The organism is Rhodoferax lithotrophicus (genome assembly GCF_019973615.1).
Taxonomy (GTDB): Bacteria; Pseudomonadota; Gammaproteobacteria; order Burkholderiales; family Burkholderiaceae_C; genus Rhodoferax; species Rhodoferax lithotrophicus.
On sequence record NZ_AP024238.1, the window covers coordinates 245,158 to 261,982 of the forward strand.

At 59.6% G+C, this 16,825-nt stretch carries 17 protein-coding genes and 1 pseudogene; 2 read left to right on the top strand and 16 right to left on the bottom strand.

Going from position 1 to position 16,825, the window contains the following annotated elements; genetic code table 11:
* Positions 1-17 precede the first annotated feature (17 nt).
* The 10 genes and pseudogenes from LDN84_RS01130 to LDN84_RS01175 all read right to left on the bottom strand — a co-directional run.
* Positions 18-2,990: a Tn3 family transposase gene (locus LDN84_RS01130; RefSeq protein ID WP_105731065.1), complete on the bottom strand. Its 2,973-nt coding sequence runs from the start codon at positions 2,988-2,990 to the stop codon at positions 18-20.
* A 2-nt stretch (positions 2,991-2,992) separates the two neighbouring features.
* A complete protein-coding gene (locus LDN84_RS01135) occupies positions 2,993-3,550 on the bottom strand; it encodes a recombinase family protein (protein ID WP_001162010.1) in 558 nt (185 codons plus the stop codon).
* Positions 3,551-3,680: 130 nt separating this feature from the next.
* Positions 3,681-5,168, bottom strand: a complete 1,488-nt coding sequence (locus LDN84_RS01140; RefSeq protein WP_003056103.1) for an efflux transporter outer membrane subunit — start codon at positions 5,166-5,168, stop codon at positions 3,681-3,683.
* Positions 5,155-5,628 (bottom strand): cytochrome c, encoded by a 474-nt coding sequence (locus LDN84_RS01145; RefSeq protein WP_003056106.1) that lies wholly within the window; start codon positions 5,626-5,628, stop codon positions 5,155-5,157. The genes LDN84_RS01140 and LDN84_RS01145 overlap by 14 nt, the downstream gene beginning before the upstream one ends.
* A gap of 28 nt (positions 5,629-5,656) precedes the next feature.
* Positions 5,657-6,367 (bottom strand): ABC transporter ATP-binding protein, encoded by a 711-nt coding sequence (locus tag LDN84_RS01150; RefSeq protein WP_003056107.1) that lies wholly within the window; start codon positions 6,365-6,367, stop codon positions 5,657-5,659.
* 1 nt (position 6,368) lies between these two features.
* Positions 6,369-7,574 carry an ABC transporter permease gene (locus LDN84_RS01155; protein WP_003056108.1) on the bottom strand — a complete coding sequence of 402 codons (1,206 nt, stop codon included), beginning with the start codon at positions 7,572-7,574 and terminating at the stop codon, positions 6,369-6,371.
* Positions 7,571-8,722, bottom strand: coding sequence for an efflux RND transporter periplasmic adaptor subunit (locus LDN84_RS01160; RefSeq protein ID WP_003056109.1), 1,152 nt, complete (start codon positions 8,720-8,722; stop codon positions 7,571-7,573). The genes LDN84_RS01155 and LDN84_RS01160 overlap by 4 nt, the downstream gene beginning before the upstream one ends.
* Positions 8,719-9,327 carry a TetR/AcrR family transcriptional regulator gene (locus tag LDN84_RS01165; RefSeq protein ID WP_004393990.1) on the bottom strand — a complete coding sequence of 203 codons (609 nt, stop codon included), beginning with the start codon at positions 9,325-9,327 and terminating at the stop codon, positions 8,719-8,721. The genes LDN84_RS01160 and LDN84_RS01165 overlap by 4 nt, the downstream gene beginning before the upstream one ends.
* A 105-nt stretch (positions 9,328-9,432) precedes the next feature.
* Positions 9,433-9,984 (bottom strand): M48 family metallopeptidase, encoded by a 552-nt coding sequence (locus LDN84_RS01170; protein ID WP_223906948.1) that lies wholly within the window; start codon positions 9,982-9,984, stop codon positions 9,433-9,435.
* 266 nt (positions 9,985-10,250) lie between these two features.
* Positions 10,251-10,511: pseudogene (locus LDN84_RS01175) on the bottom strand (LysR family transcriptional regulator); the annotation flags it as partial.
* Between the two features lie 106 nt (positions 10,512-10,617).
* Between LDN84_RS01175 and yfcF the strand changes: the two are divergent.
* Positions 10,618-11,253, top strand: coding sequence for a glutathione transferase (gene yfcF / locus LDN84_RS01180; RefSeq protein WP_223906951.1), 636 nt, complete (start codon positions 10,618-10,620; stop codon positions 11,251-11,253).
* Between the two features lie 13 nt (positions 11,254-11,266).
* The gene (locus LDN84_RS01185) at positions 11,267-11,572 is read left to right on the top strand and encodes an NIPSNAP family protein (RefSeq protein ID WP_223906954.1); all 306 of its coding nucleotides are present in this window, start codon (positions 11,267-11,269) and stop codon (positions 11,570-11,572) included.
* 39 nt (positions 11,573-11,611) lie between these two features.
* Here the strand turns inward: LDN84_RS01185 and LDN84_RS01190 are convergent, their stop codons facing one another.
* The 6 genes from LDN84_RS01190 to LDN84_RS01215 all read right to left on the bottom strand — a co-directional run bounded on the left by LDN84_RS01190 (position 11,612) and on the right by LDN84_RS01215 (position 16,400).
* A complete protein-coding gene (locus LDN84_RS01190; RefSeq protein ID WP_223906956.1) occupies positions 11,612-12,016 on the bottom strand; it encodes a hypothetical protein in 405 nt (134 codons plus the stop codon).
* A 371-nt stretch (positions 12,017-12,387) separates the two neighbouring features.
* Complete coding sequence (locus tag LDN84_RS01195; protein WP_223906958.1) at positions 12,388-12,597, bottom strand: PIN domain-containing protein; 210 nt, start codon at positions 12,595-12,597, stop codon at positions 12,388-12,390.
* Positions 12,590-12,814 carry a UPF0175 family protein gene (locus LDN84_RS01200; protein WP_223906960.1) on the bottom strand — a complete coding sequence of 75 codons (225 nt, stop codon included), beginning with the start codon at positions 12,812-12,814 and terminating at the stop codon, positions 12,590-12,592. Before LDN84_RS01200 ends, LDN84_RS01195 begins: the two co-directional genes overlap by 8 nt.
* A gap of 83 nt (positions 12,815-12,897) precedes the next feature.
* Positions 12,898-14,460, bottom strand: a complete 1,563-nt coding sequence (locus LDN84_RS01205) for a polyamine aminopropyltransferase (protein ID WP_223906963.1) — start codon at positions 14,458-14,460, stop codon at positions 12,898-12,900.
* A 107-nt stretch (positions 14,461-14,567) separates the two neighbouring features.
* Positions 14,568-14,789, bottom strand: coding sequence for a DUF350 domain-containing protein (locus tag LDN84_RS01210; RefSeq protein ID WP_223906966.1), 222 nt, complete (start codon positions 14,787-14,789; stop codon positions 14,568-14,570).
* 33 nt (positions 14,790-14,822) lie between these two features.
* A complete protein-coding gene (locus LDN84_RS01215) occupies positions 14,823-16,400 on the bottom strand; it encodes a DUF4178 domain-containing protein (RefSeq protein WP_223906968.1) in 1,578 nt (525 codons plus the stop codon).
* Positions 16,401-16,825 lie beyond the last annotated feature (425 nt).

Here is a 16,825-nt window from a genome sequence, read left to right on the forward strand (position 1 = left end):
ACGGAAAATAAAGCACGCTAAGCCGGTGGCAGCGGTCGCAATGGCCTGAACTTCCCCGCACCGACCTTGGCACTGCTGCGCCATAGGTAATCGCCGGTCAGGTTGATATGCTCCCACCCCAGCGGTGACAGATATTGCAGCAACGTGTCGTCCAGCGCCTTGCCGTGGGCACGCAAAGCACTGGTGGCACGCTCCAGATAGACCGTGTTCCACAACACGATGGCCGCCGTCACCAGATTGAGGCCGCTGGCCCGGTAGCGCTGCTGCTCAAAACTGCGGTCGCGGATTTCACCCAATCGGTAGAAGAAGACCGCCCTGGCCAGCGCGTTGCGCGCCTCGCCCTTATTCAGCCCCGCATGGACGCGGCGGCGCAGCTCCACGCTTTGCAGCCAATCCAGAATGAACAGCGTGCGCTCGATGCGCCCCAGCTCGCGCAGGGCGACGGCCAAGCCGTTTTGGCGCGGATAGCTGCCGAGCTTGCGCAGCATCAGCGAGGCCGTCACCGTGCCCTGCTTGATCGAAGTGGCCAGCCGTAGGATTTCATCCCAATGAGCGCGAATAGCCTTGATGTTCAGCCTGTCGCTGCTAATCATCGGCTTGAGTGCATCGTAGGCAGTATCGCCCTTGGGAATGAACAGCTTGGTGTCGCCCAGGTCGCGGATGCGCGGCGCGAACCGGAATCCCAGAAAGTGCATCAGGCCGAACACATGATCGGTGAAGCCCGCCGTGTCGGTGTAGTGTTCCTCGATACGCAAGTCAGACTCGTGGTACAGCAGGCCATCGAGCACATAGGTCGAGTCGCGCAAGCCGACGTTGACCACCTTGGCGCTGAAGGGCGCGTATTGGTCGGAGATATGGGTATAGAACGTCCGCCCAGGGCTACTTCCATACTTCGGATTGATATGCCCGGTGCTCTCTGCCTTGCTGCCGGTTCGGAAGTTCTGGCCGTCCGACGATGACGTGGTGCCGTCGCCCCAGTTTCCGGCGAAGGGTTGTCGAAACTGTGCGTTCACCAGCTCGGCCAGCGCCGTCGAATAGGTTTCGTCGCGAACGTGCCAGGCTTGCAGCCAAGACAGCTTGGCGTAGGTGGTGCCAGGGCAGGACTCGGCCATCTTGGTGAGCCCAAGATTGATACCATCAGCCAGAATCGTCGTCATCAGCAAGGTTTTGTCCTTGGCCGTGTCGCCGGTCTTCAGGTGTGTGAAGTGGCGCGTGAAGCCCGTCCATTCATCGACCTCCATCAGCAACTCGGTGATCTTGAGGTGCGGCAGCAACATCGCCGACTGGTCAATCAAGGCTTGCGCGGCGTCTGGCACCGCTGCGTCCAGCGGCGTGATCTTCAGGCCCGATGCAGTGGTGATGATGGCATCCGGTAAGTCGTTGGTCGCCGCCATGCGGTTGACTGTGGCGAGTTGCGCCTCCAATAATTCCAGTCGGTCATGCAGATATTGGTCGCAGTCGGTGGCCACGGCCAGTGGCAATTCGCTGGCCAGCTTCAGGGTGGCGAACTTCTCGATCGGCACCAGGTATTCGTCGAAGTCCTTGAACTGGCGCGAACCCTGCACCCAAACATCACCAGAGCGCAGTGCGTTCTTCAGCTCCGACAGGGCGCATAACTCGTAGTAACGCCGGTCAATACCCTCGTCGGTCAGAACCAGCTTTGCCCAGCGCGGCTTGATGAATGCGGTTGGCGCATCGGCGGGCACCTTGCGCGCGCTGTCGCTGTTCATGCCGCGCAGCACGTCGATGGCATCGAGCACACCCTTGGCGGTGGGCGCGGCGCGCAGTTTGAGCACGTCCAGGAACTGCGGCGCATAGCGGCGCAGCGTGGCGTAACTCTCGCCGATATGGTGCAGGAAATCAAAATCGGCAGGCCGCGCCAGCGTTTGCGCCTCGGTGACGCTGGCGGCGAAGGTGTCCCACGGCATGACCGCTTCGATGGCGGCGAACGGATCGCCGCCGCTTTGTTTGGCTTCAATCAGCGCCTGACCGATGCGCCCATACATCCGCACCTTGTCGTTGATCGCCTTGCCGGAAGCCTGGAACTGCTGTTGATGCTTGTTCTTGGCCGCATTGAACAGCTTGCCGATGATGCGGTCGTGAAGGTCGATGATTTCATCAGTGACGGTGGCCATGCCCTCGATGGCCAGTGCTACCAAGGTGGCGTAACGCCGCTGCGACTCGAACTTGGCCAGGTCGGCGGGCGTCATCTGGCCGCCCTCGCGGGCGATCTTGAGCAAGCGGTTTTGGTGTACCTGCCGTTCGATGCCAGCAGGTAGGTCAAGCGCCTGCCAGGCTTTGAGGCGTTCGATGTGTTCAAGCATGTGGCGCGAGTTCGGCTTGGCGGGCGATTGGCGCAGCCACGCTAGCCACGTCATTTTGCTACCATCCTTGCGCTTGAGCAGTTCGTCCAGGCGCTGGCGATGGACAGGTATCAAGGAATCGGCCAATGCCGCATGGATGCTCCGGTTGGCACGGGTAATGGCCTCGGCGCTTGCGCGCTCGATGGCATTCATGGCGGGTAGGATGATGCTCTGCCGCCGCAGGTTTTCAACAAGGGTGCTGGCCAGCACAATGCCTTTGTCTGTTTGCAAGGCCAGTTCGGTCAATGTATGCACGGCTTGCCGGTAGTGACTCATGGTGAAGGGCTTGAATCCAAACACCGTTTGCAGCTCGACCAAGTGCTCCCGCCGTGTCTGCTCGCGCTGGCCGTAATCGTTCCAGCTTTCCACCGGCACCTTGAGTTGTGCGGCCACCATGCGCAGCAGGGGCGGAAATGGAGGTTCATCGACGCCCAAGAAGATGCCAGGGAATCGCAAGTAGCAAAGCTGCACGGCGAAGCCCAATCGATTCGCGGCGCCGCGACGCTGACGGATCACCGACAGGTCGGTTTCGTTGAACGTGTAGTGCCGTATCAGTTCGTCTTTGGCATCTGGCAGTGCCAGCAGACTTTCGCGCTCGGTGGCGGACAGGATTGAGCGGCGTGGCATGGTCAGTCTTCCCGCAGGTACTGGTACAAGGTTTCGCGGCTGATGCCGAAGTCACGGGCCACCAAGGTTTTTTGGTCGCCTGCCGCAACTCGCCGTTTCAACTCGGCAATTTGTTCGCTGTTCAGCGATTTCTTTCGTCCCCGGTAGGCACCGCGCTGCTTGGCCAGCACGATTCCCTCGCGCTGACGTTCGCGGATCAGGGCGCGCTCGAACTCAGCAAAGGCTCCCATGACCGACAGCATCAGATTGGCCATCGGTGAGTCCTCGCCGGTGAACGTCAGCCCTTCTTTGACGAACTCCATGCGCACGCCCCGTTGTGTCAGCCCTTGGACGATGCGGCGCAGGTCATCAAGGTTGCGTGCCAACCTGTCCATGCTATGCACCACCACGGTGTCGCCCTCGCGGACGAAGGCCAGCAGCCTTTCAAGTTCGGGACGTTGTGTGTCCTTGCCTGAAGCCTTATCGGTGAATACCTTGCCGACTTCTATTTGTTCCAGTTGTCGATCAGGATTCTGGTCGAAGCTGCTGACGCGGACGTAGCCGATACGTTGACCTTGCAAGATGCCTCCAAAGGTAAAAATGTCAGGATGAAATCTATTACCCTTGGCTGAATGTGTCAATAAATATAAATTCACACTCTACTCTGACGTTGTTTGTGCTCAACATCTGACATCAGGTTAGGGCATAGCCTTAACTGACACCACCTCCCAGGGCCTGATATAAAGCAACACTATCGACTAGGCGTTGTGCCTGGGCCGCAACCATATTGATCCGGATTGACTGTGCCTGTTGCTGCGCGATGAGCAGTTGCAGGTAGCTGGCCGCGCCCAGCCGGTATTGCCGCTCGACCGACTGCAAGGAGGCCTGTGCAGCCATATCAGCGGCAGCGAGGGCAGTCAAAGTTTGTGCATCGCTTTCCACCGCGCGCAGGGTGTCGGCGACGTTACGCAAAGACTCCAATACGACGCTCTGGTAATTGGCTGCGGCGGCATCAAAAGCGGCGAGCGCCGCTCTTTTTTCAGCGGGTAGCCCTGGATTAAAAAGAGGCTGGGTGAGCTGCGCAACCAGGCCCCACACTGCCGAGCCACCACCGAACAGGGTACCGGTGGTCAGCGCTTGAGAGCCAAGGTTGGCGCTCAGGTTGATCTGTGGGTAGAGCTTGGCGACAGCCACACCATAGTCTGCATTGGCCGCATGCAACAGCGCCTCTGACGCCTGGATATCCGGTCGGCGGCGCACCAGTTCTGAGGGCACGACGAGCGGCATCTCGACGGGCAGAGTGAAATCGGCCAGAGTGAAGGCCGGGATGCCACCCGTGCCTGGGGCACGACCGGCTAGCACCGCCAGTAGATGTTCGGTTTGTTGCAGTTGTTTACGCAGCGCAGGCAGTTCTGCCCGCGTTTGCTCCGCCTGAGCTTGTAGGCTCAACGCTTCATCAGGTGAGGCCTGACCGATACGCACGCGTTCATGGGCTAGGCGCAGTTGCTCATCCTGCACGCGCAAAATGGCAGTAGTGGCTTCTAGTTGCGCGGCGAGGCGTGCTCGGGTAATGGCAGCGGTTGCCATGTTGCCGGCAAGGGCCAGGCGCGCAGCATTCAGTTCGAAGCGACGGTAGTCGGCGCGAGCAGCCAAGGCTTCGAGTGCGCGCCGGTTGCCGCCAGCCAGATCGAGGTTGTAATGCACGCCAACGCTGGCGTTGTAGAGGCTGAATTGACGTGCGTCTCCGCTCAACCCTTGGCTACTGGGACTCATTTGCTGGCGCTGAGATCCCAGTGCGACATCTACCTGTGGATATTGCGTCGAGCCCGCCTGTGCGGCAAGAAGCTCCTGCGCCTGTCGCAAATTGGCGCTGATGCTCGCCAGCGTCGGGCTGACATGGAAAGCTTCGTTGATCAGTCCGTCGAGTGTGGATGAACCCAAGCTTTGCCACCATTGCGTTTCGATCGGAAGCCCTTCGACTAGACGTTGTGTTTCGCCGAACTGCGTGGGAGCGGACGCGGTTCTATCAGCCACCGGTGTTGCAGTGTAGCGAGCCACATCGGGTGCGGTGGGACGCTGAAAATCAGGGCCGGCGGCGCAACCGGCCAGACCGGCGGTGACCAGACCAGCTACCAGGTAAGTTGCCGCAAGCCGTCTTTCGAGGCTGATGGGGCGCTGGCATGTTTTAGCGTGCTCCATAAAAATGCTCCACGAAAGGTTTACGGAAAGCTTGGTGGCAGCCCAAGCAGCTTTCCTGCACGTGGGCGAATGATTGGATCACCGCCTTGCCGTCGCTGCTCGCAGCAGCCAGCTTCATGGCCAGCGCCGCCTCGTGAGTCTGCGCGTCAAAGTTTCTGAACTTGGTCGCATCAGCGCCGAGGTAAGCAAGGATGCGCATTTTTTCAGTAAGCGGTGGCTCGGGGTGTGCAGCAACTTTTGGGGCGAGCTGAACGACCTGAACCCATTCCTCCTGCGAAATCGCACCGGTAATAGCCTGCATGTTGCGCCCGAGTTCCTGCATGATCTTGCGTAGCGCCAGTGGCTCAACCTGGGTAGCGTCACCAGCCCAAGCTGGCAACTGAAAACCCCATAAAAGCAGGCAGGCCGTAACGGTCAGGGTGATAGTTCCAAATGCGTGGCTGTGTTTGCGGTGGGTCATGAAATTCTCCTGTAATTCAATCGTTCTCTCATTCGAACTCCCGCCCTTCGCCAGCTTCCTCATGGGTCACACCGTCGCGGATGTGGTAGATGCGCTTGAAAGTGGGGATGATCTTTTCGTCATGGGTGACGACGATGATGGCGGTCTCGAACTTCCGAGCCATGTCATTGAGGATGCGGATTACAGCCATGGCGCGCTCACTGTCTAGTGGAGCTGTGGGCTCATCAGCCAGGATCACCGGAGGGCGATTGACCAAACCTCGCGCAATGGCGACCCGTTGCTGCTCGCCACCGGAGAGTTGCGAGGGCATGGCGCGAGCCCGGTGTTGCACATCGAGCGCGGTGAGCAGTTCCAGTGCCTTCGCGCGCGACTCCCCATTCGCGACGCCTGCGAGCATCGGCAGTAGCGCCACGTTGTCGGTGACATCGAGAAACGGAATCAGGTATGGTGCCTGGAAAACGAAACCGATCTTGTCGCGCCGCAAGGCGCGCAAGTCGCGGACTTTCCAGCCATCGTCGTAGATCACTTCATCGCCCAGCGTCATGCGACCGGCGGTCGGATCAATCACCGCGCCCAGACATTTGAGCAGCGTGCTCTTGCCGGACCCGGAAGGGCCAATCAGGCCCACCACCTCGCCGGGTGCCACCTGCATGTCCACGCCTTTCAAGGCATTGACCGCGGTATCGCCCTCGCCATAACGTTTTCTCAAACCTTCGATGCGAATGCCTTTGCCACTCATCTCAACCTCCAATGGCTTCGGCCGGGTCGACCTTGAGTGCCATGCGAATGGCGACGATGCTGGCTAGAACGCAGATCACGAGCACGGCGAAAAAACCGGCGATGGAGTCGAACGGCATCAGCAGTACGTACTTGGGAAACAGGGGCGCTGAGAAAGTGGCTGTGATCTTGCCGACCACGAAACCAATCACGCCCAGGGCGAGCGCCTGCTGCATGATCATCGCGGCGATGGTTCGGTTGCGTGTGCCGATGAGCTTCAACACCGCGATCTCGCGGATTTTGTCCATCGTCAGCGAATAGATGATGAAGGCAACGATGGCCGCGCTAACGATGGCCAGAATCACCAAGAACATGCCGATCTGCTTGGCCGACGTGGCGATCAACTTGCCGACGAGGATGTCTTCCATCTGTGCCCGTGTGTAGACCGTCAAACGTTTCCAGCGCCGGATGGATTCGGCAACCTCGTCCGGCGCATGACCAGGTTTCAGAGTGACCAGCACTGCATTGACGAACGCGTTGGTGCTCTGTGAAGCAATCACGGCATCCAGCAAACCAGTAACACCGGGTCGATTGAAGGCCGGGTTGGCTTCGGTGCGACGCCGGCTTTGCCAAATGGCGTCGTTGTCCTTGAGGAACTGAGCCTCTTGGGCATCCTTGAGCGGAATGAATACCATCGGGTCGCCGCTGGACGACACCATGCGCCGTGTCAGCCCCACGACGGTGTAATGATTTCGGCGAATGGCAAGACGATCTCCCAGTTTGAAGCCGGTGGCGATGTCGGCCACCGCCTCGTAGTGACCGCGCGTGATCTGGCGTCCAGCGACGAGATAAGGAGGCCATCCGGGTGTAGCCCCCAACGCACCGGGCGCGATGCCGACCACCATGGTGCGTACATCACTCTCGCCCTTGCGTACCTGCATGGTCAGGTAGGTCACGTTCGCTGCCTGTGAGACTCCCGGCATGGCGAGAATGGCGCGATACACGTCATCGTTGAGGCTGGACGACTCCGCATAAGGACCCAGAGTATCCTTTTGCACCACCCAAAGGTCAGCGCCACTGTTGTCGAGCAACGCCTTGCCGTCGTCCACCATGCCTCGGTACACCCCAGCCATGACCAGGGTGACGCCGATCAGCAGACCCAGACCGATGCCGGTGAAGACGAATTTTCCCCAGGCATGGAGAATGTCGCGGCCGGCCAGGCTGATCATCGTGACACTCCTGGGATATGGTCGACCACATGGATGCGGCTGCGCGCCGTCAGTGCCTTTTCGCTATAGGTCACAACCTGGTCCCCATTCTTGAGCCCTTCGCGCACCTGCACGTAACCATTGAGGTCGGAAGTGCCGAGCTTGACCGGGGAGAAATGCAGATCACCATCCACGATTTGCCAGACACCAACTTTGTCGCCCTCACGCTGGACGGCAGCGTTGGGGATCAGTGGAGCGGCCGGGAGCGCCGGCAAGTCAACCGTGACTTCGGCCAGTTCACCCACCGGTGGCAAAGGTTCTGGTTTGTTATCGAATGTCACCTTGGCAAGCGTTTCCTCGGTTACCGCGTCGGCCTTGGGTTCCACCCGCAGCACGCGACCTTTCAAGGTCTGGCCACCACGCGAACGCAGGACGATAAGAGTCGGCAACCCCCCAGCCAGCCCCGATGCGCTGATCTGGTCGAAGCGCGCATTGATCCACAAACTCTTGGGGTCGATCACTTCCACCACGGCCTGGCCCGCGACGATGGTCGTGCCGGGATCGGCATCGCGCACGGCGACTACACCGTCGACCGGCGCGATCAGGCGCAGATTGCTCCGCTGCGCGACGAGTCCTTCGCGGTCGGAGCGTGCCCGGACAATATCTTCCCGAGCGGCAGATAAGGCGGCATCGGCGATCTGCAGTTCCTGCCGCTTGGTGGTGACGATTTCCTCGCTGGTCGAGCGCACCGCAAACAATTGCTCGTAGCGGCGCGCCTGGGTTTGCGCGTAGGCTTGCCGGGCTTCTGCCTCGCGCAAAGCCGCTTCCGCACGCTTGAATGCCGACTCCTGTGAGCGCACCCGATCATCGAGGTCGACCGGCTCCATCTCGCCGAGCACCTGTCCGGCCTTGACCTGGTCGCCTACATGCACCTCCAGGCGTTTGACGCGCCCGGCAAACGTCGGCCCGATCTTGTAGGTGTAGCGCGCCTCCACCGTGCCGATGCCGAACAGCGCCGGTGTGATAGCCCGTGATTCCACGCTTGCCACCGTCACAGCGACCGGGGCGAGCGGCCCTGATCGCAGACCGACATAAATAAAAAGCACCAGCAAAGGAATGATGACGGCAAGCAGCGCCAGGGTGCGGCCTTGCAAGGGTAACTTTTTCATTGCGCACTCCTTATGCCACGCCGATAAATTGCAAAGACGCGCGGCGCATCGCGGTGCATACGTCCCACATCACCCGCCAACAGCGATTGCATGACCAAGCCCTGGATCGTGCCAATGAACAGCGTTGCCGCCGCCTCGTTGTCAAGCGAGGGAGACAACTCGCCGCTGGCCTTGCCTTTCTCGATGAGACGATGCAAACGTTCGCCGTAGCGCTGAATCAAGGTTTGCACCATGCGCTTGGCCGGTGTCGATTCGGCACGCTGAAGCTCACCAAACATCATTCTTGGCACGCCTGGGTGCTCAGCTACGAATTCGATATGACTCATGAACATCGCCTCCATGGCTGCCAAGGGCGACTCGATTCCTTGTGCGGATCGATCGATTCTGGCTAATAGGCGCTCTGCTACCCACTCCATGACCGCCTGCCAAATGGCTTCCTTGTTCGGGAAGTGCCGAAACAGCGCACCCTGGGTCAAGTTCATGTGTTTAGCGATAGCTGCAGTGGTTATCTCGCTTGGGTTTTGTGAACCGGCAAGCGCCACGACGGACTCGACAGTTACGGCACGACGTTCATCGGCCGGCAGATGCTTTGGATGGGTGTCCACGAGCACTCCTTGTAATATAGTAATTGATTACTATCTTACCACAAGAGGCAACTCAAACAAGAGAAAACCCGACGTACTCGTCAATATCTAGCGTCTGCAATGGGCTTAACGTGCTTTATTTTCCGTTTTCTGAGACGTCCCCGAATACTCCTTGGCCCGGGAATAGGCCGCACCCAGCAGGGGTAACCAGAGCACCGGCATGCGCCACAGATGCCCGGTCAGATGCTTGAGGCGGATGTGCCCCAGCTCGTGACCGATGTAGAAGTTGATGCCGTCCGGCTCCTGCGCCATGGCATCCACCACGTCAGACATCAGCACCACAAAGTTGCGGCCAAAGAAACGGGTGGCAAAGGCGTTGAACAGGCCGTTGCCGTTGAGGATGTAGGTTTCCGGCACGTCATCCATGCCCAGCGCTTTGCAGCAATGCTCCAGCCGTTCATAGAGATCTGGAAATTGCTTGGGCGACAGCTGCACCGCATGGCCACGGATCGAGGCCACCCAGGCCGACTGGGCAAAGATGTAGGCGATAAAGCCCGCCAGCACATACACCAGGGCAACGCCCACCGTGCCCAGAATAAGCACCAGCCAGCCGATCAGGCCCAGCACCAGGGTGATCTTGCTCAAGCTGCGTTCGTGGGGGTAAATCAAAGTATCCAAGGCTTCCTCCTGAAGGGTGTTTATTGACATGTTTTGCAAACGCTTTTCTTTTATGTGCGCTTAGAGCTTGATGTTACTGGACGAGCGGCTCCAGCAGGCTTGCGGCGTGTTTCCCAATCTATAGGCCAAACAGACCTCAAGGCAAGGCAAAACCTGCGCAAGGCGCTATCATTTTTAAACACCCCAACCCTTCACGCCACACCCTCACCGGTCTGCGCCTTGAAGCGGGCAATTTCGTCCAGCAGCCAGCGGCGAAACGCCTGCAGCTGGGTGGCATCGGCGATGTCTTGCAGGGCGTGGCGCACCACTTGCGCAAACCGCGTTCCCTGCGGCGTGATCGTCAAACGCTTGCCATGGCGGGTGAACAGCGCCACGCCCAGGTCTTGCTCCAGCGCCCGCACCTGGTGGCTGACTGCGCCGTGGGTGACATGGGTTTCATCGGCGGCGCGAGAAAAATTCTGGTGCCGGGCGGCGGCCTCAAAGGCCCGCAAGGCCACCAGGTTGGGCAATCGGCGTAAATCCGTCATGGGTTCATGTGAGTTTTGTTAGCAAGGGTGTCAAAGATAAATCGTTTTGCGCCCAGACACTGCGCCGATAGACTTTGCGAACGATTTATTTTTTTGGAAGCACCCCATGCCACAGAACCCGCTGACCCTTTTTGTCGATCACCAGTTCACCAGCCCTTACGCCATGTCGGTGTATGTCACTTTGCGTGAAAAAGGCATCCCGTTCGTCACCGAACGCCTGGATCTGGGCGAGCAGCAACACCAGCAGACCGCGTACCGCCAGCAGTCACTCACCGCCCGCGTGCCGACGCTGGTGCACGAAGGTTTTGCGTTGTCGGAGTCCAGCGCCATCAGCGAATACCTGGAAGAAGTCTTCGCCCCGCCCACCTTTGCTGCGGCCTACCCGCAAGACGTGCAACAGCGCGCCCGTGCCCGGCAAGTGCAGGCCTGGCTGCGCAGCGACCTGATGCCCCTGCGCAGCGAGCGCGGCACCGACACCGTGTTCATCCAGCCCACCACCACCCCGCTGAGCGCCACCGCGCTGCAAACCGCCGACAAACTGTTCCGGGTGGCCGAGCAACTGCTGCCCGCAGGAGCCAGCCACCTGTTTGGCAACTGGTGTATTGCCGACACCGATCTGGCGCTGATGCTGATGCGCCTGGTCGCCAACGGCGATGTCGTCCCCGAACGCCTGAAAACCTACGCCACCCAGCAGTGGCAGCGACCCAGTGTGCAGCACTGGGTGCAACAGCCCCGCACGTGAGGAGGGGCCAGCCATGATCACCTGCTACCTGCGTTACATCATTGACCCGTACAAGCTCAAGGAGTTTGAGCACTACGGCAAGCTCTGGATTCCCCTGGTGGAGAAGTTCGGCGGCCAGCATCACGGCTACTTTCTTCCCTCAGAAGGGGCCAACAACGTGGCCCTGGCGATGTTCAGCTTTCCCAGTCTGGCGTTGTACGAAGACTACCGAACCCGCTCCCTGCAAGACCCGGAATGCCAGGCGGCCTTTCAATACGCCGAAGACACCCGCTGCATCGTCAGCTATGAGCGCAGCTTTTTCAGGCCGGTGTTTGAGTGAATGAGCTGCGGAGGCTTGGTTTGTGGCGTGACGGATCGGTCAATGGACGATGGCATCCGAGTTCTTGAGCTGCGCGTACTCTTTTTTGAGCGCTACGTAATAAGTAGCTGTTTGCGCTTGTTTGATAAGGGCTACAGGGTTAAAACATTCACAATTTGTGGCTGGCATCGGGTCATGCCTGCGCCCGCAAACCCCGGCCCCATCTTTCAACGGCTCCGGATGGGATTGCGTTCCAAAGTGTATGCATGCGGCATTTGCTTCAATGCATTCGTTACGTTTGAAATCACCAGCCTGCGCGGATTTTTGCGCCGGTCTGGTACATTGAGAAGTTAGCTGTCTATCGAGCAGTAAGGTGTGGTGTTGGGTACTTGACCATGGTTTGTATGCCAATGAAGCTATCCTCGCTGCTACTGTCTTGGCACGCACCAAGTGGTTGCCATCCATCTTTAATTAGTTCATTTACCTCCGCGATGAGGGTCGGCAGCTTTCCAGAGACGACTGTGTATTCAACGACTTTCTGCATGACTCTTGATCCTTTCTGGGGTGAGATATTTACGTTAAACATACTTGGCACTCGAAACCAAAGGTTCTGTTGAAGTTCCAGTTGGTCACAACCGTGACACTCTAAATTATTTCGTCACGATGCCCGAACTGTCGAGGATTCAGCACGGATAGTACAAAGACGCTTCGAGAGGCATAGCGGCGAACTCCGTCTGAAGGATGACTCAATATGCAGAGACACGCCCGTGTCTCCATCACATGGCGATTGTCTCCCCAACATAGCAGTGCGATATTCGCGCAAACCCGGCATTCTTTTAGCTTTCGCCAACCGCCGCCAAAGCGCTGGCCATCAAGGGGTCGCCCAAAAAATAAGCGGATGATGTGAGTTGATCCAGCAGCGGCTTGATGCTTGGCAGCAGATGTTTCTGTTTGGCCAGCAGCAGCACGCCCACCGTGCCGGTGCATGGCACACAGAAGTTTTTGGCCATGTGTCGCCCGGCATTTGCAATGACAATCTTACGCAAAGGCCGTCACCTCTTGCGCCAGCTCGTCGGCTCCGTAGCGGGCCAGCGGAATTTTTAAGGCGGCCAGGTGATTGATGAATTCGCTTTGCGTCACACCGGCCAGCTTGGCGGCCTTGCCCAGGCTGATGGCTTCTTCGTCAAACAGCTTGACTGCCTCTGTATCACGCACCAGTTCGCCTGTGCGTTCCGGTAAATCTCGAATGGTGAAAGTTTCCATGAGCTTGCTCCGATCAGATTGGTGCAATCAAATCTAGCACATTCATGAAATTTCACCCTGGAAGCAGGGGGCAAACAGCCTCATCACCGCGCCGCCACCCGCCCCCACTCGGTCTCATAAGTGGTCACCAGCACCTGGTTCGACAGGCGGTTCACCTCGGCGGGCACACGCGCCATGTCTTGCGGAAAATCAAACAGGGCGGGCAGGCTGTGCAGGGTCAAAAAACGCAGGCCCTCGGGCAGTGTGGTGGGCTGGCGGTAAGGCCTGCGGCTGGCTACCACGTAGCCCCATTCGCCAAAGCTGGGCACATGGGCGTGGTAGGGCGTGGCCGTGAGGCCAACTGATTCGATGGTGGTGACCACCGTCCAGAAACTTTGCCGCGCCACCAGCGGTGAGGTGGTCTGGATCACCGCGTAGCCGCTGGCCGCCAGGTGTTTGTCCAGCAGGGCGTAGAACGACTGGGTGTAGAGCTTGCCGATGTTGAAGTTGGTCGGGTCTGGAAAGTCCACCACGATCACGTCAAACACCTCGGGCGTGTGCTCCAGCCAGGTGAAGGCATCGGCATTGACCACCTTGACCTTGGGCGATTGCAATGCGCCAGCGTTGAGCGGGGTCAGCATCGGGTGGCTGGCAAACAGCGTGGTCATGGCCGGGTCCAACTCAACCAGGATGACACTTTCCACGCCGGGGTATTTGAGGATTTCACGCACCGCCATGCCGTCGCCACCACCCAGAACTGCTACCTTTTTCGGAGCTGCTTGCGCTGCATAGGCGGCCATGACAGGGTGAACCAATGCCTCGTGGTAGCGGTATTCGTCGCGCTGGGCAAACTGCAGGTTACCGTTCAGGAACAAGCGGTAACCGGCGCGGCCTTCGCCCGGCCCGTGGGTGACCACGATACGCTGGTAGGGCGTGGTCTGGGCCAGCACTACGCGGTCCTGGTAGAGCTTGTCTTCGGCCCAGGTGGTGACCCGATCCGCGGCGGCCATGCCCGCGCCCAGAGCGGCCAGCGTCAGCACACAGGCGGTGGCGTGGGCTTTGAACTGGCGCAATTCGGCTCGAAACAGCCACAGCGCCCACAGCGCCACGGCGGCGTTCATCAGCCCGAACAGCAGCCCGGTGCGGATCAAGCCGAGTTGGGGCACCAGCAGCAGCGGAAACGCCAGCGACACCACCAGCGCGCCTAGGTAGTCAAAGGTGAGCACCTGCGAGACCAGGTCTTTCAGCGCCACGTTGCGCTTCAGGATGCGCATGACCAGCGGAATCTCCAGCCCCACCAGCGTGCCCACGGCCAGCACCAGGCCATACAACAGCCACCTGAAGGCCCCCGGCAAAGCGGCATTTGCTACAAATAACAGAGCTGGTAGCGCACCACCTACAAGCGCTACAAGCAGTTCTATGCGTAAAAAATGGGCAGGCAACTGGCGCTCGAAAAAGCGCGACAGGTACGAACCCACACCCATGGCAAACAGATAACTGCCAATGATGGTGGAAAACTGCAGCACCGTGTCGCCCAGCAGGTACGAGGCCAGCGCCCCGGCGGCCAGTTCGTACACCAGCCCGCAGGCCGAGACGATGAACACCGAGGCCAGCAGGGCGACTTCCAGCGGACGTGGGGAGGGTTTTGAGGCAGTTTCAGGGGTCAAAGCGGTGGCACAAGTTGTTATGAATTCAGTAGCTGCTTGCGCTTATTCTGTAAGCGGTAGAGGTCATTTTTGCCTATAAAGTGAGGCAAACAGGCGACCCACAAACCCTAACCGTGAATCGCCGCCGCCACAATGATGCAGATGCCCAGCGACATGGCGGCCACCACCATGCCCAGCGCCTTGTTTTGTTTTTCCACAATCTCCTCCCACAGGTTGTAGGGGGTGAGTTTGTCGATGACGATGAAGCACAGCCAAAAAATCACCACACCCAGCAGGGCGTAGACCGCCGAGCCCAGCAGGACTTCTGGTTTGAACGATTCAAATCCCATGTTGATCTCCTTAAAAAGTGATTTCCGATTGGCTTACTTGTGCCCGCCGCCGCTGGAGAAACCGCCAAACGAGCCGCCCGAGCTGCGAAAGCCGGAACCTGACGAGCAGTTTTCCACTTGCGGGTCGCAACTTGAGCAGCGGCTCATCAGCACGGCAAACAGCAGCAAGAGCACAAAAATGATGATCAGCGTGCGCACGCTCATGGCCGCTGAGGCGCTGGCCGGGCCGACATCGGCGCGTTTGAACAGCTCTTTTTGCCCCTCCAGTTTGAAGGCTTTGGCGACCGTGGCACTGTCGATCTTGCTGCCGACCGACCAGGTCAGTTCATCGGCAGACTGTTCGCTGGAGAGCAGGCTGGAGCCGCTGACATAGTCGCGGTTGCTGGTTTTCTGGCCGCGTGAGACGCGCCAGTAAAACTCGCCCAGCGCATAACTGGTCTCGGCCTGGTAACTTTCCTTGAGGGTGTAGCGTGCGCCCAGGTAACTGGCGCTTTGGCCGTTGGCCGACATCACCGGTGCGCCCGTGGCGGGCTTGACCAGGCTCCAGCCCTCGGTGCTGTCGACCAAAAAGGTGAAGCCGCGCTTGGGGTGGTAGAGCAGGTACTCCTCCCAGCCAAAGTGTTCGTCGGGGTCGCTTGGGTCGATGCCCATACGGTGCTGGAAGCCCACCACCTGCCACACCGCGCCTTGCAGCTCACCGCTGCTGCCCAGGGCAATCAGCGGGCGCACCGGTTCGTCTTGCAGGGCGTGCTTGAGTTCGCCGCCAATGCCGCCCGAGAGGTCAATCAGGCTGTTGCACGAGCCGCAAGTCATGCTCTGGCTGGTGTCGAGTTGAACCGTCAGCGCGGCACCGCAGTTGGGGCAGTTGAACTGGCGGCCTTTTTCGGTTTTGCTGGAGGCCTCTTTCAGGCCGCTGAGTTTCAGGTCTTCCAGCCGCACCGGCTGGCCCATGCAGCAGGTGGGTGGGGTGCTGCTGTAGTCGATGCTGAGCACCCGCTCGCTCTCAGAACCACCGCCGATCAATTGGGAGCCGATCTGGCTGCCTGAGGTTTTGGTGCCAGAGCTGGCAGCGCCTTGGCTGCGCAGCTCGACCATGGCAAAAGCCTGACCCAGCGCGGGCAGGTGGGGCAGCTCACCCTGGGCGGCCAGCAGCAGCACCTGCATGTTGGAGGCCACGGCAAAAGCCTGGCCACTGATGGTGGTGCTGGCCCCGACCCGAAAGACTTGCGCCGCTGGCAGAGTGGCCGGTGTCGCCACCGGCGTGGCCCACACATAGGCTCCGTTGTCTTCACTTAAGTACGCGGTGCTGCCATCGGCCAGCACGGCGTGCCACTCGGTCCAGGTGCCTTCGGGGTATTTGTATTGCAGCCGCCCGACCAGGGTGAAGGCCTGGCCGCGCCAGATGCCTGAGGTTTGCAGTTGCAAGGGGCTGTGGTCGTCAAACAGCTCGGCCATTTTGCCGATGCGCTGCAAGGTGTCGCCGTCGCGCACCACGGTGCTTTGGCAGTAGCCGCAGACGGCGTGGGTGGATTGGGCGCTGGTGAAGTTGACCGGCGCACCGCAGCCGGGGCAGGGGGCTTGGTAGCTGCGGTGAATGGGGTTTGTGGCCATGCTGCTCAAACGCCCATGGAGGATGCTGGCTGTGTTGCCCTGCGGGGCGCTTGTAATCCCCCCTTATCCCCCCCGCCCTTTTTCACCCCCGCCGGGGCGAAAAGGGGAGCTAACAGCCGTATTTGGCCGTTAGTTTTGAGTGAGGTCTTACACGCTGTGGGGCAGTTTGGGGCGGTTTTTGCAGGCACACGTTGTTTGCAAAGTTGGGCAGTCAGGGTGGGCGGCGTAACGGGATTCCAACCAAATTGACGTATTGCCTCCACTGGCCCACGGCCCATCGGTGTGTAAGACTTCCGTGAACAGCGTCTGCCACATACGGCTGTTGGCTCCCTCTTCCGCCCGGCGGGGCGGGAGAGGGCGGGGGGAGTGAGTGGGGGAAAAATCACTTCAAAATACAGGCGGTGGCGTACTCGGAAAGCAAAAAA